The 12,461-nt window shown below is 54.3% G+C and carries 17 protein-coding genes; 16 read left to right on the forward strand and 1 reads right to left on the reverse strand.

Going from position 1 to position 12,461, the window contains the following annotated elements; translation table 11 throughout:
* The gene (locus ACMGGK_RS00955; protein ID WP_049300702.1) at positions 1-1,173 is read left to right on the forward strand and encodes a MalY/PatB family protein; all 1,173 of its coding nucleotides are present in this window, start codon (positions 1-3) and stop codon (positions 1,171-1,173) included.
* 15 nt (positions 1,174-1,188) lie between these two features.
* On the opposite strand, the gene ACMGGK_RS00960 is transcribed toward ACMGGK_RS00955, so the two are convergent.
* Positions 1,189-1,416 (reverse strand): SlyX family protein, encoded by a 228-nt coding sequence (locus ACMGGK_RS00960; protein ID WP_004930414.1) that lies wholly within the window; start codon positions 1,414-1,416, stop codon positions 1,189-1,191.
* Between the two features lie 356 nt (positions 1,417-1,772).
* Here ACMGGK_RS00960 and fkpA point away from each other — a divergent pair, with 356 nt between their 5' ends.
* The 15 genes from fkpA (at position 1,773) to rplW (ending at position 12,454) form a co-directional block, all read left to right on the forward strand.
* Positions 1,773-2,612: an FKBP-type peptidyl-prolyl cis-trans isomerase gene (gene fkpA, locus ACMGGK_RS00965; protein ID WP_016930330.1), complete on the forward strand. Its 840-nt coding sequence runs from the start codon at positions 1,773-1,775 to the stop codon at positions 2,610-2,612.
* Positions 2,613-2,984: 372 nt separating this feature from the next.
* Positions 2,985-3,707: a helix-turn-helix transcriptional regulator gene (locus ACMGGK_RS00970; protein WP_004930418.1), complete on the forward strand. Its 723-nt coding sequence runs from the start codon at positions 2,985-2,987 to the stop codon at positions 3,705-3,707.
* Complete coding sequence (tusD, locus tag ACMGGK_RS00975) at positions 3,707-4,096, forward strand: sulfurtransferase complex subunit TusD (protein ID WP_016930329.1); 390 nt, start codon at positions 3,707-3,709, stop codon at positions 4,094-4,096. The genes ACMGGK_RS00970 and tusD overlap by 1 nt, the downstream gene beginning before the upstream one ends.
* Positions 4,097-4,103: 7 nt before the next feature.
* On the forward strand, positions 4,104-4,463 hold the full coding sequence (tusC, locus tag ACMGGK_RS00980; protein ID WP_016930328.1) for a sulfurtransferase complex subunit TusC: 360 nt from the start codon (positions 4,104-4,106) through the stop codon (positions 4,461-4,463).
* Between the two features lie 9 nt (positions 4,464-4,472).
* On the forward strand, positions 4,473-4,760 hold the full coding sequence (tusB, locus tag ACMGGK_RS00985; RefSeq protein ID WP_019456119.1) for a sulfurtransferase complex subunit TusB: 288 nt from the start codon (positions 4,473-4,475) through the stop codon (positions 4,758-4,760).
* A 143-nt stretch (positions 4,761-4,903) separates the two neighbouring features.
* Complete coding sequence (rpsL, locus tag ACMGGK_RS00990; RefSeq protein WP_004930426.1) at positions 4,904-5,278, forward strand: 30S ribosomal protein S12; 375 nt, start codon at positions 4,904-4,906, stop codon at positions 5,276-5,278.
* 96 nt (positions 5,279-5,374) lie between these two features.
* On the forward strand, positions 5,375-5,845 hold the full coding sequence (rpsG, locus tag ACMGGK_RS00995) for a 30S ribosomal protein S7 (RefSeq protein WP_004956203.1): 471 nt from the start codon (positions 5,375-5,377) through the stop codon (positions 5,843-5,845).
* Positions 5,846-5,938: 93 nt separating this feature from the next.
* Positions 5,939-8,053: an elongation factor G gene (fusA, locus tag ACMGGK_RS01000; protein WP_028127620.1), complete on the forward strand. Its 2,115-nt coding sequence runs from the start codon at positions 5,939-5,941 to the stop codon at positions 8,051-8,053.
* 70 nt (positions 8,054-8,123) lie between these two features.
* Entirely contained in the window at positions 8,124-9,308 is a 1,185-nt protein-coding gene (gene tuf, locus ACMGGK_RS01005) for an elongation factor Tu (protein ID WP_015376315.1), read from the forward strand.
* 131 nt (positions 9,309-9,439) lie between these two features.
* A complete protein-coding gene (gene bfd, locus ACMGGK_RS01010) occupies positions 9,440-9,634 on the forward strand; it encodes a bacterioferritin-associated ferredoxin (RefSeq protein ID WP_015379266.1) in 195 nt (64 codons plus the stop codon).
* A 73-nt stretch (positions 9,635-9,707) separates the two neighbouring features.
* Complete coding sequence (gene bfr, locus ACMGGK_RS01015; RefSeq protein WP_004929784.1) at positions 9,708-10,187, forward strand: bacterioferritin; 480 nt, start codon at positions 9,708-9,710, stop codon at positions 10,185-10,187.
* A 378-nt stretch (positions 10,188-10,565) separates the two neighbouring features.
* Positions 10,566-10,877, forward strand: a complete 312-nt coding sequence (gene rpsJ / locus ACMGGK_RS01020) for a 30S ribosomal protein S10 (protein ID WP_001181005.1) — start codon at positions 10,566-10,568, stop codon at positions 10,875-10,877.
* Between the two features lie 32 nt (positions 10,878-10,909).
* Positions 10,910-11,539: a 50S ribosomal protein L3 gene (gene rplC, locus ACMGGK_RS01025; protein ID WP_015379265.1), complete on the forward strand. Its 630-nt coding sequence runs from the start codon at positions 10,910-10,912 to the stop codon at positions 11,537-11,539.
* Between the two features lie 10 nt (positions 11,540-11,549).
* Entirely contained in the window at positions 11,550-12,155 is a 606-nt protein-coding gene (gene rplD, locus ACMGGK_RS01030) for a 50S ribosomal protein L4 (protein WP_004929779.1), read from the forward strand.
* The gene (gene rplW / locus ACMGGK_RS01035) at positions 12,152-12,454 is read left to right on the forward strand and encodes a 50S ribosomal protein L23 (RefSeq protein WP_004929776.1); all 303 of its coding nucleotides are present in this window, start codon (positions 12,152-12,154) and stop codon (positions 12,452-12,454) included. Before rplD ends, rplW begins: the two co-directional genes overlap by 4 nt.
* The last annotated feature ends 7 nt before the right edge of the window (positions 12,455-12,461 follow it).

Here is a 12,461-nt window from a genome sequence, read left to right on the forward strand (position 1 = left end):
ATGACGAGTCATTTCAACGCCATCATCGATCGCCACAACACCAGCTCCGTGAAGTGGGACTTCATCGACCGCTATCTGCAACTGGATGGCAGCGAACTGTTGCCGATGTGGGTGTCCGATTTCGATTTTCCATGTCCGCCAGAGGTGCAACAGGCGCTGCATCAGCGGGTGGAGCACGGCGTCTTTGGCTACAGCGAACGCGACGACGCCTACTATCAGGCGGCGATCGACTGGTTCGCCAAGCGGCACGACTTGCCGCTGCGGCGCGAGTGGTTTACGTCGATTGAAGGGGTGGTGCCCGGATTGGCGATGCTGATCCAACTGCTCAGCAAGCCGGGGGACGGCGTGGTGGTGCAGGGGCCGTATTATGGCTCGTTCGCCAAGATAGTCACCATGAACGGCCGAGAGGTGCTTGAGAATCCTCTGTTGGAAACTCCGCAGGGATATCGGATCGATTTCGACCAGTTGGCTGCCTGTCTGGCGCAGCGTAAACCGCCGCTGTTGTTGCTGTGCAATCCGCACAATCCGACAGGCCGTTGCTGGCGCCGCGATGAACTGGAGCGGCTCATGGCGCTTTGCCATGCCCACGACGTCACGGTGATCTCCGATGAAATTTGGGCCGATCTGCTGCTGCCCGGCGAGACGTTTACGTCGGTGTTGCACCTGGACGAGAAATATCGCGAGCGAGCGATTGCGGCGACGTCCGCCAGCAAAACCTTCGGCCTTTCCTCGCTGCGCATTTCGAATTTCCTGATCCCCAACGCCCGGCTGCGGCAGGGGTTTGTCGATCGGCTGAACGCCCACGGGCTGGATGTATTCAACGCGCTGTCGATGACGGCGGCGACCGCGGCCTATCAACGGGGCGCTGCCTGGCTTGATGAGCTGCTCGGCTACCTGGCGGAGAATCGGCGTTGGTTTGAGCGGGCGCTGGCGGCCGCCGCGCCCTGGTGCTCGATGACCCAGGCTGAAGGGACCTATCTCGCCTGGCTGGATTGCCGTGCACTGGGTTTGAACGATGCTGACTTACAGCAGGCGCTGGTGGCGGTGGCGAAGCTGGCGCCGTCGATGGGCAGCGGTTTCGGCCCGCAGGGGAGCGGTTTTATCCGCATCAACCTGGGGTGCCCGCGCCGGTATCTCGAGCGTGCCGTCGAAGGGCTGGCACGCCTGAAATAACCGTACAGCGGGCCCTCAATAGTGCGGCGGAGGGGTTTCTTCCGATTGCGAGGCGATCATTGAGGTTTGGGTCGAGCGCAGCTTGTCGGTCAACATGCGCAGGTGTTCGCGCATCTTCAGCATTTCCATTTGATGCTGGATGACGGTCTGGTTGAGCTCTTCGATGGTGAGCTCTTGGAAGGCCTGACGGCTCTCCAGTTCTTCAAGCCGTTGTAGCAGGCGTTGAATGTCGGCGTTGTGCATGAGGCTACCTCTGACGCGATAAAATCCTGATTCGGCGCTATGGTAACAGCTGACGCCGGGTTTGCTCGCGCTATTTCTCCAGGCGGCGCGCAACGTTGCGATCGGCAGTGTAAAGTGCTGAAAAGTTGCACGCCCGATACGCCGTTTTTTGCTAACCTCGCCGAATATTCTGCAAGAAAAATCTGATTTATCATGCGAGTAGCACGCAGGGGGAAACTTCTTGGCAAAGCGGGAGTCACACTTTGACTCGATTGGTTACCTGTGCGACTGTTTTGTTTTGTTTCAGGCAGCTATAGTAGCCCGGTTATCTTACCTAATGATTGTTTGGGGCATTGCTTCAGACACTGGAGAAATGGATGAAATCTTTGTTTAAAGTCACGCTTCTGGCAACCACCATGGCTTTTGCTCTGAATGCGACCCAGGTCATGGCAGCCGATGCCGCCAAACCGGCAGAAGCCGCTAAACCAGCAGACGCGGCGGCAGCACCGAGCACCGGCAAGTTCAAAAACGACGACGAGCAAGCCGCTTACGCACTGGGTGCGTCTCTCGGCCGTTACATGGACAACTCTCTGAAAGAGCAAGAGAAGCTGGGCATCAAGCTGGACAAAGATCAGCTGATCGCCGGCGTTCAGGACGCGTTCGCCAACAAGAGCAAGCTGAATGACGCCGACATCGAGAAGACCCTGCAGGGCTTCGAAGCGCGCGTGAAGGCTTCCGCTCAGGCGAAGATGGAACAGGACGCCAAGGACAACGAAACCAAAGGCGCCAAGTACCGCGACAGCTTCGCTAAAGAAAAGGGCGTGAAGAAAACTGAATCCGGCCTGCTGTACCAGGTAGAGAAACCGGGCGCGGGTGAAGCGCCGAAAGACAGCGACACCGTGGTAGTAAACTACAAGGGCACCCTGACCGACGGTACCGAGTTCGATAACTCCTACACCCGCGGCGAGCCGCTGTCGTTCCGTCTGGACGGCGTGATCCCTGGCTGGACCGAAGGCCTGAAGCACATCAAGAAAGGCGGCAAAATCAAGCTGGTGATCCCGCCGGCATTGGCCTACGGCAAAACCGGCGTTCCGGGCATCCCGGCTAACTCCACGCTGGTGTTCGACGTTGAGCTGCTGGACGTGAAAGCGGCGCCGAAAGCCGACGCTAAAGCCGAAAAACCGGCTGACGCGAAAGCAGACGCCAAAGCGAAATAATCTCGTCGCTCTGTTTGCCACCGCCGCGGATGCCCTCCGCGGCGGTTTTCATTTCGGCCGCCGCCGCCTCTCTCTCCATTGAACGCTTGACGCCTGCCGGGCATCGGGCTTAACGTCAATACCACGCGCAAACGCAAGGACTTTGCTCCGGTCGCTTTGCTAGACTAATAATTCTGACTTATCAGTCATGCGTCTGCCCCTTAGGGCGTGTACCTAAAATTGTTCCCGGCCGCCTCGCCCGCGGATGTCATCGTGCCGTTTATGCTGCTCTCAGCCAGCCGCGCTGCGGCGTGCCGACGACGGCAGCGATCCGGTCCGAGCGGTTTTAGCTGCGCCCCCTGGCACAGGCGATCTATGAGGGTGGTATCTTCGATGTCGAATTCGCTTTTATCCAGCGAAGCCAGCGAACTTGATTTGCTGAATGAACGTCCGTTTACTCAAACGGATCATGAAATCCTGAAATCCTATGAAGCGGTGGTCGATGGGCTGGCGATGTTGATCGGCGGCCACTGCGAGATCGTATTGCACGCGCTGGAAGATCTGAACAGCTCAGCGGTGCGCATCGCCAACGGGGAACATACCGGGCGTAAAATCGGTTCGCCGATCACCGACCTGGCGCTGCGCATGCTGCACGACATGGCCGGCGACGACAGCAGCGTGTCGAAAGCCTACTTCACCCGTGCCAAGAGCGGCGTGCTGATGAAGTCGGTGACCATCGCCATTCGCAATCGCGAACAGCGGGTAATCGGTTTGTTGTGCATCAACATGAACCTCGATGTGCCGTTCTCGCAGATCATGCAGACCTTTATGCCGCCGGCCACGCAGGACGTGCCGTCGTCGGTGAATTTCGCGTCTTCAGTCGACGATCTGGTGGCGCAGACGCTGGAGTTCACCATCGAAGAGGTGAATGCCGATCGCTCGGTATCCAATAATGCCAAGAACCGCCAGGTAGTGCTCAACCTCTATGAGAAAGGCATCTTCGACATCAAGGATGCGATCAATCAGGTGGCGGATCGCCTGAATATCTCCAAACACACCGTGTATTTGTACATCCGCCAGTTCAAGAGCGGCGATCTGTTGGGAAGCGACCGTTGATGCTCGATTATTGTCTGTTGGTCACCGGCCCGGCTTACGGCACGCAGCAGGCCAGCAGCGCCTATCAGTTCGCGCTGGCCCTGCTGGCGAAAGGGCACCGGCTTTCCAGCGTCTTTTTCTACCGTGAAGGGGTGTTGAACGCCAACCAGCTGACCGCGCCCGCCAGCGATGAGTTCGACCTGGTGCGCGGTTGGGCGCAGCTGGCTCAGCAACACGGCGTGGCGCTCAACGTCTGCGTGGCCGCCGCGTTGCGCCGCGGCGTCACCGACGAGCGGGAGGCGGCGCAGCAGGGGCTGGCAAGCGCCAACCTGCAGCCCGGTTTTACCCTGAGCGGGCTGGGTTCCCTGGCCGAAGCGTCGCTAAGTTGCGACCGTCTGGTACAGTTCTGAGGATAGGATGAAACGAGTCGCTTTTGTTTTCACCCATGGGCCGCACGGCGGCGCCAGCGGCAGGGAAGGGCTGGATGCGCTGCTCGCCACGTCGGCGCTCAGTGAAGATGTGGGGGTGTTTTTTGTCGGCGATGGCGTATTGCAGCTGTTGCCGGGCCAGCAACCGGAAAAGATTTTGGCGCGCAATTACATTGCCACCTTCGGCGTGCTGCCGCTGTATGACGTGGAGCGGTGCTATCTGTGCCAGGCTTCACTGCAGGAACGCGGATTGAGCCAGGTGAACGATTGGGTGCTGGATGCGGAAGTACTGGCGCCGGACGAACTGCGCCGCGAGCTTGCCGGCTACGACGCCGTGATGACGTTTTAGGATCCTCTGATGCTGTATACCCTGAGCCATTCGCCAAACCAATGTGACTTACCTGCGCTGCTGCGCCTGACGGCGGAGGGCGACGCGCTGCTGCTGTTGCAGGACGGCGTGCTTGCAGGCCTTGCCGGCAGCGCCCATCTTGAATTGCTGCTCGCCGCCCCCATATCCCTTTATGCGTTGCAGGACGACCTGGAAGCCCGGGGATTGGTTGGTCATTTTTCGCACAAAATCACTGTCGTCGGCTATAATCACTTCGTTGAATTAACCGAACAACACCGCAGCCAAATGGCCTGGTAATGAGAGTGATGTTGTATATTTCTTGACACCCATACTGGTCAGCCCTAAAATTCTGCGTCCTCGTACTTTGCCAATAGTGCATACGAGGGGATTTATCACATGTTTACGAAGCTAGTACGAAGCAAAAACCAGGAGCTTTTTTAATGGCAACAATTAACCAGCTGGTTCGCAAACCACGCTCTGTGAAGGCTGCTAAAAGCAACGTTCCAGCGCTGGAAGCCTGCCCGCAGAAACGTGGCGTATGCACCCGCGTATACACCACTACCCCGAAAAAACCAAACTCCGCACTGCGTAAAGTTTGCCGTGTGCGTTTGACCAACGGTTTCGAAGTGACTTCCTACATCGGTGGCGAAGGCCACAACCTGCAGGAACACTCCGTAATCCTGATCCGTGGCGGTCGTGTAAAAGACTTGCCAGGTGTGCGTTACCACACCGTCCGTGGTGCACTTGACTGCTCCGGTGTTAAAGACCGTAAGCAAGCTCGTTCCAAGTACGGCGTGAAGAAGCCAAAGGCTTAATGGTTCTCCGTTAAGTAAGGCCAAACGTTTTAACTTTAATGTCAAAATAAACTCGTAGAGTTTTGGACAATCCTGAATTAACAACGGAGTATTTCCATGCCACGTCGTCGCGTAATCGGCCAACGTAAAATCCTGCCAGATCCTAAGTTCGGATCTGAGCTGCTGGCCAAATTTGTAAATATCCTGATGGTAGACGGTAAAAAATCTACTGCAGAAGCAATCGTCTATACCGCGCTGGAGACCCTGGCTCAGCGTTCTGGTAAAGATCACCTGGAAGCTTTCGAAGTCGCTCTCGACAACGTTCGCCCGACTGTAGAAGTTAAGTCGCGTCGCGTTGGCGGTTCTACTTATCAGGTACCAGTTGAAGTCCGCCCGGTTCGTCGTAATGCTCTGGCAATGCGTTGGATCGTTGATGCTGCACGTAAACGCGGTGATAAATCCATGGCTCTGCGCCTGGCGAACGAGCTGTCTGACGCAGCAGAGAACAAAGGTTCTGCTGTTAAGAAGCGTGAAGACGTTCACCGTATGGCCGAAGCCAACAAGGCGTTCGCCCACTACCGCTGGTAATCACCCGGCTGTAGTCATGCTAACCAAGCGGGCGCGTCAAATCGGCCCGCTTGGGTTAACTGAACTTGAACGCCCTAGGAATAGAGGAATCAAATGGCTCGTACAACACCCATTGCACGCTACCGTAACATCGGTATCAGTGCTCACATCGACGCCGGTAAAACCACCACTACCGAACGTATTCTGTTCTACACCGGTGTAAACCACAAAATCGGTGAAGTTCATGACGGCGCTGCCACCATGGACTGGATGGAACAGGAGCAGGAGCGTGGTATTACCATCACTTCTGCAGCGACTACTGCCTTCTGGTCTGGTATGGCCAAGCAGTTCGAACCGCATCGCGTAAACATCATCGACACCCCAGGGCACGTTGACTTCACCATCGAAGTAGAACGTTCCATGCGTGTGCTGGATGGCGCGGTAATGGTTTACTGTGCTGTTGGTGGTGTTCAGCCACAGTCTGAAACCGTATGGCGTCAGGCTAACAAATACAAAGTGCCACGTATCGCGTTCGTTAACAAAATGGACCGCATGGGGGCTAACTTCCTGAAAGTTGTTGGCCAGATCAAATCTCGTCTGGGCGCCAACCCTGTTCCTCTGCAGCTGGCTATCGGCGCAGAAGACAAATTCACCGGCGTTATCGACCTGGTGAAGATGAAGGCGATCAACTGGAACGAAGAAGACGCAGGCGTAACCTTCGAATACGAAGACGTGCCGGCTGACATGATGGATCTGGCTGAAGAATGGCGCCAGAACCTGATCGAGTCCGCTGCGGAAGCTTCCGAAGAGCTGATGGAAAAATACCTGGGCGGCGAAGAGCTGACCGAGGAAGAAATCAAATCCGCTCTGCGTCAGCGCGTGCTGAACAACGAAATCATCCTGGTTACTTGTGGTTCTGCGTTCAAGAACAAAGGCGTACAGGCGATGCTGGATGCGGTAATCGAATACCTGCCGGCACCAACTGACGTTCCTGCGATCAACGGTATCCTGGACGATGGCAAAGACACTCCGGCTGAGCGTCACGCAAGTGATGACGAGCCGTTCTCTGCGCTGGCGTTCAAAATCGCTACCGACCCGTTCGTGGGTAACCTGACCTTCTTCCGCGTGTACTCCGGCGTTGTTAACTCCGGCGACACCGTGCTGAACTCCGTTAAGGCTGCGCGCGAGCGTTTCGGCCGTATCGTTCAGATGCACGCCAACAAGCGTGAAGAGATCAAAGAAGTTCGCGCAGGTGACATCGCCGCTGCGATCGGTCTGAAAGACGTGACCACCGGGGACACCCTGTGTGATCCAGACTCTCCAATCATCCTGGAGCGTATGGAATTCCCTGAGCCGGTAATCTCTATCGCCGTTGAACCAAAAACCAAAGCTGACCAAGAAAAAATGGGTCTGGCTCTGGGCCGTCTGGCTAAAGAAGACCCGTCATTCCGCGTATGGACTGACGAAGAGTCTAACCAGACCATCATCGCCGGTATGGGTGAACTGCACCTCGACATCATCGTTGACCGCATGAAGCGTGAATTCAACGTTGAAGCTAACGTGGGCAAACCTCAGGTAGCTTACCGCGAAGCGATTCGCGCGAAGATTACCGATGTTGAAGGTAAGCACGCCAAGCAGTCTGGTGGTCGCGGTCAGTACGGTCACGTTGTGATCGACATGTACCCACTGGAGCCGGGCTCTAACCCGAAAGGTTACGAGTTCATCAACGACATCAAAGGTGGTGTAATTCCTGGCGAATACATCCCTGCCGTTGATAAAGGTATCCAGGAGCAGCTGAAGTCTGGTCCGTTGGCTGGTTACCCGGTAGTAGACATGGGTATTCGTCTGCACTTCGGTTCTTACCACGACGTTGACTCCTCTGAACTGGCGTTTAAACTGGCCGCGTCTATCGCCTTTAAAGAAGGCTTTAAGAAAGCGAAACCAGTTCTGCTTGAGCCTATCATGAAGGTTGAAGTTGAGACTCCAGAAGAGAACACCGGTGACGTTATCGGTGACTTGAGCCGTCGTCGCGGCATGCTGCGCGGTCAGGAATCTGAAGTGACTGGCGTTAAGATCCACGCTGAAGTACCGTTGTCCGAAATGTTCGGCTACGCAACTCAGCTGCGTTCTCTGACTAAAGGTCGCGCATCATACACCATGGAATTCCTGAAGTATGATGATGCACCGAACAACGTCGCTCAGGCCGTAATCGAAGCCCGTGGCAAATAAGCCGCAGGGTTAAAACCAAAGTCCCGTGCTCTCTCCAGAAGGGGAGAGCGCTATAGTAAGGAATATAGCCGTGTCTAAAGAAAAATTTGAACGTACAAAACCGCACGTTAACGTTGGTACTATCGGCCACGTTGACCACGGTAAAACTACCCTGACTGCAGCGATCACTACCGTACTGGCTAAAACCTACGGCGGTTCTGCACGTGCTTTCGACCAGATCGATAACGCGCCAGAAGAAAAAGCTCGTGGTATCACCATCAACACCTCTCACGTTGAGTATGACACCCCGACTCGTCACTACGCGCACGTTGACTGCCCAGGGCACGCCGACTACGTGAAAAACATGATCACCGGTGCTGCTCAGATGGACGGCGCGATCCTGGTAGTAGCTGCGACTGACGGCCCAATGCCTCAGACTCGTGAGCACATCCTGCTGGGTCGTCAGGTTGGCGTTCCTTTCATCATCGTATTCATGAACAAATGCGACATGGTAGATGATGAAGAGCTGCTGGAACTGGTAGAAATGGAAGTTCGCGAACTGCTGTCCGCTTACGACTTCCCAGGCGACGACCTGCCGGTGATCCGCGGTTCCGCGCTGAAAGCGCTGGAAGGCGAAGCTGAGTGGGAAGCGAAAATCATCGAACTGGCCGAAGCCCTGGACAGCTACATCCCAGAGCCAGAGCGTGCTATCGACAAGCCGTTCCTGCTGCCAATCGAAGACGTATTCTCCATCTCCGGTCGTGGTACCGTTGTTACCGGTCGTGTTGAGCGCGGTATCATCAAAGTTGGCGAAGAAGTTGAAATCGTTGGTATCAAAGACACCGTTAAGTCTACCTGTACTGGCGTTGAAATGTTCCGCAAACTGCTGGACGAAGGCCGTGCTGGTGAGAACGTAGGTGTTCTGCTGCGTGGTATCAAACGTGAAGAAATCGAACGTGGTCAGGTACTGGCTAAGCCAGGCTCCATCAAGCCGCACACCCAGTTCGAATCTGAAGTGTACATCCTGAGCAAAGATGAAGGTGGTCGTCACACGCCATTCTTCAAAGGCTACCGTCCACAGTTCTACTTCCGTACCACTGACGTGACCGGTACCATCGAACTGCCAGAAGGCGTAGAGATGGTAATGCCAGGCGACAACGTGAACATGGTTGTAACCCTGATTCACCCAATCGCGATGGACGACGGTCTGCGTTTCGCAATCCGTGAAGGCGGCCGTACTGTAGGCGCTGGTGTTGTTGCTAAAGTTATCGCTTAATCGCGAATAATTTTTCGACACAAAAAAGGGCACTTAGGTGCCCTTTTTTTATGCAATTTGTACAAATCTTAATTGAAATAAAAACCATTCCTATTTAGACTCAATGCATTGGTTAAGAAGTGAGTCTCTTTATGTATGTATGTCTGTGTAATGCGGTGACTGACAAAGCGATCCGTAATGCGGTGCGTCAGCACAACCCCCATACCATGAAGCAACTGCGTGAACTTGTGCCGATTGGTACCGATTGTGGAAAGTGCATTCGTCAGGCAAGACAGATTATGGTGGAGGAACGCGGAACTATCATCCCAATGCATGAAGTTGCCTAACAAAGGGTAAGGTTATTTTTGACTCTTGGCTTACAGGTTCTACACTTTTAGAACTGGCCAGGAGGAGTTACCTATGAAAGGCGATAAAAAGATCATTGCTCACCTCAACAAACTGCTCGGCAACGAGCTGGTTGCCATCAATCAATATTTCCTGCACGCCCGCATGTTCAAGAATTGGGGTTTAATGCGCCTCAACGATAAGGAATACCACGAGTCGATCGACGAAATGAAACATGCCGATCGCTACATTGAACGCATCCTGTTCCTGGAAGGAATACCTAATCTGCAAGACCTCGGCAAGCTGAACATCGGCGAAGACATTGAAGAGATGCTGCGTTCCGATCTGGCGCTGGAATTGGCGGGTGCCAAGAACCTGCGCGAAGGTATCGCCTACGCCGACTCGATTCACGATTATGTCAGCCGTGATTTGATGATCGACATTCTGGCCGATGAAGAAGAGCATATCGACTGGCTGGAAACCGAGCTGGATCTGATCGCTCGCCTCGGCATTCAAAACTATGCCCAGGCCCAGATTTTAGAGCGCAAAGAGTAAGCCTGCCTTCCGTTCGTCATCGCCTCTCCTGCCGGTGACCGTTTTTACGGTGGGGCAGGGGAGCTGCCCGCCAAGCATAATTCATACCTTGATCGCCGCCTTCATCCCGTGACCGTCGCTGAAAGCGCAAAAATGACGATTTCCTGAGCATATTTCCAACTGCGGCTTGCTTCCTGGGCCATTTTGCGTATAATGCGCGGGCTTACCTAATCTTGGTAAGCCTGATTTTAGCGAATCAGTCGATTGGCAGGCCTTTTTTGCCTTTCGAACAATACTCCCGATATGGGGGTTATATGTTGACGATTACACTCCCCCATCAATCGAAATGGGTGTGAGGAGTAATTATTTACGTTTATAAATAATTGGAGCTCTGGTCTCATGCAGAACCAAAGAATCCGTATCCGCCTGAAAGCGTTTGATCATCGTCTGATCGATCAATCAACCGCGGAAATCGTCGAGACTGCAAAGCGCACTGGTGCGCAAGTCCGTGGTCCGATCCCGCTGCCAACTCGCAAAGAGCGCTTTACCGTTCTGATCTCTCCGCACGTCAACAAAGACGCGCGCGATCAGTACGAGATTCGCACTCACAAGCGTCTGGTTGACATCGTTGAGCCAACCGAGAAAACCGTTGATGCTCTGATGCGTCTGGATCTGGCTGCCGGTGTAGACGTGCAGATCAGCCTGGGTTAATCAGGTCATTGAGCGATTGAGAGGTTGAAACAATGATTGGTTTAGTCGGTAAAAAAGTGGGTATGACCCGTATCTTCACTGAAGATGGCGTTTCTATCCCAGTAACCGTAATTGAAATTGAAGCGAACCGCGTGACTCAGGTTAAAAGCCTGGACACCGACGGTTACCGTGCCGTTCAGGTTACCACTGGTAGCAAAAAAGCTAACCGTGTAACCAAGCCGGAAGCGGGCCATTTCGCTAAAGCTGGCGTTGAAGCTGGCCGTGGTCTGTGGGAATTCCGCCTGGAAGAAGGTCAAGAATTCGCTGCAGGTCAGGAAATTAGCGTAGAAATCTTCGCTGACGTTAAAAAAGTCGATGTTACCGGTACTTCTAAAGGTAAAGGTTTTGCTGGCACTGTTAAGCGCTGGAACTTCCGTACCCAAGACGCTACCCACGGTAACTCCTTGTCTCACCGCGTTCCGGGTTCTATCGGTCAGAACCAGACTCCGGGCAAAGTGTTCAAAGGCAAGAAAATGGCTGGCCACCTGGGTGATGAGCGCGTAACCGTTCAAAGCCTGGACGTAGTACGTGTTGACGCTGAGCGCAACCTGCTGCTGGTTAAGGGTGCTGTACCGGGCGCAACCGGTGGCAACCTGATCGTTAAACCAGCTGTGAAGGCGTAAGGGGATAGCAATGGAATTAGTATTGAAAGACGCGCAAAGCGCGCTGACTGTTTCCGAAACTACCTTCGGTCGTGATTTCAACGAAGCGCTGGTACACCAGGTTGTTGTTGCTTATGCAGCAGGTGCCCGTCAAGGTACTCGTGCTCAGAAGACCCGTGCTGAAGTAACTGGTTCCGGCAAAAAGCCATGGCGTCAGAAAGGCACCGGCCGTGCGCGTTCAGGTTCTGTAAAGAGCCCGATCTGGCGTTCAGGCGGCGTGACCTTTGCTGCTAAGCCACAGGACCACAGTCAGAAAGTAAACAAAAAGATGTACCGCGGCGCGCTGAAAAGCATCCTGTCCGAACTGGTACGTCAAGATCGTCTGATCGTTGTCGAGAAGTTCTCTGTAGAAGCGCCTAAAACTAAGCTGCTGGCACAGAAACTGAAAGATATGGCTCTGGAAGACGTGCTGATCGTGACCGGTGAACTGGATGAGAATCTGTTCCTGGCAGCTCGCAACCTGTACAAGGTTGACGTGCGCGATGTAGCAGGTATCGATCCGGTTAGCCTGATCGCCTTCGACAAAGTGGTTATGACTGCTGATGCTGTGAAGCAAGTTGAGGAGATGCTGGCATGATCCGTGAAGAACGTTTGCTGAAAGTGCTGCGTGCACCGCACGTATCTGAAAAAGCATCCGCTGCGATGGAAAAAAGCAACACCATCGTTCTCAAAGTTGCCAAAGACGCGACCAAAGCAGAAATCAAAGCTGCAGTGCAGAAACTGTTTGAAGTCGAAGTCAAAGACGTGAACACCCTGGTAGTTAAAGGGAAAGTGAAGCGTCACGGTCAGCGTGTTGGTCGTCGTAGCGACTGGAAAAAAGCTTACGTCACCCTGAAAGAAGGCCAGAATCTGGACTTCATCGGCGGCGCAGAGTAAGTCGGAG

Origin of the sequence: Serratia sp. BNK-33-b (genome assembly GCF_048684565.1) — a bacterium.
Classification (GTDB): domain Bacteria; phylum Pseudomonadota; class Gammaproteobacteria; order Enterobacterales; family Enterobacteriaceae; genus Serratia; species Serratia marcescens.

Bases quoted from the DNA above. Each gene is read 5' to 3' on its own strand.
- fkpA (WP_016930330.1), top strand. From the start codon at position 1,773: ATGAAATCTTTGTTTAAAGTCACGCTTCTGGCAACCACCATGGCTTTT.
- ACMGGK_RS00955 (WP_049300702.1), top strand. From the start codon at position 1: ATGACGAGTCATTTCAACGCCATCATCGATCGCCACAACACCAGCTCC.
- tusD (WP_016930329.1), top strand. From the start codon at position 3,707: ATGCTCGATTATTGTCTGTTGGTCACCGGCCCGGCTTACGGCACGCAG.
- fusA (WP_028127620.1), top strand. From the start codon at position 5,939: ATGGCTCGTACAACACCCATTGCACGCTACCGTAACATCGGTATCAGT.
- rplD (WP_004929779.1), top strand. From the start codon at position 11,550: ATGGAATTAGTATTGAAAGACGCGCAAAGCGCGCTGACTGTTTCCGAA.
- rpsG (WP_004956203.1), top strand. From the start codon at position 5,375: ATGCCACGTCGTCGCGTAATCGGCCAACGTAAAATCCTGCCAGATCCT.
- rplC (WP_015379265.1), top strand. From the start codon at position 10,910: ATGATTGGTTTAGTCGGTAAAAAAGTGGGTATGACCCGTATCTTCACT.
- tusB (WP_019456119.1), top strand. From the start codon at position 4,473: ATGCTGTATACCCTGAGCCATTCGCCAAACCAATGTGACTTACCTGCG.
- rpsJ (WP_001181005.1), top strand. From the start codon at position 10,566: ATGCAGAACCAAAGAATCCGTATCCGCCTGAAAGCGTTTGATCATCGT.
- ACMGGK_RS00960 (WP_004930414.1), bottom strand. From the start codon at position 1,416: ATGCACAACGCCGACATTCAACGCCTGCTACAACGGCTTGAAGAACTG.
- rpsL (WP_004930426.1), top strand. From the start codon at position 4,904: ATGGCAACAATTAACCAGCTGGTTCGCAAACCACGCTCTGTGAAGGCT.
- bfd (WP_015379266.1), top strand. From the start codon at position 9,440: ATGTATGTATGTCTGTGTAATGCGGTGACTGACAAAGCGATCCGTAAT.
- rplW (WP_004929776.1), top strand. From the start codon at position 12,152: ATGATCCGTGAAGAACGTTTGCTGAAAGTGCTGCGTGCACCGCACGTA.
- tusC (WP_016930328.1), top strand. From the start codon at position 4,104: ATGAAACGAGTCGCTTTTGTTTTCACCCATGGGCCGCACGGCGGCGCC.
- bfr (WP_004929784.1), top strand. From the start codon at position 9,708: ATGAAAGGCGATAAAAAGATCATTGCTCACCTCAACAAACTGCTCGGC.
- ACMGGK_RS00970 (WP_004930418.1), top strand. From the start codon at position 2,985: ATGTCGAATTCGCTTTTATCCAGCGAAGCCAGCGAACTTGATTTGCTG.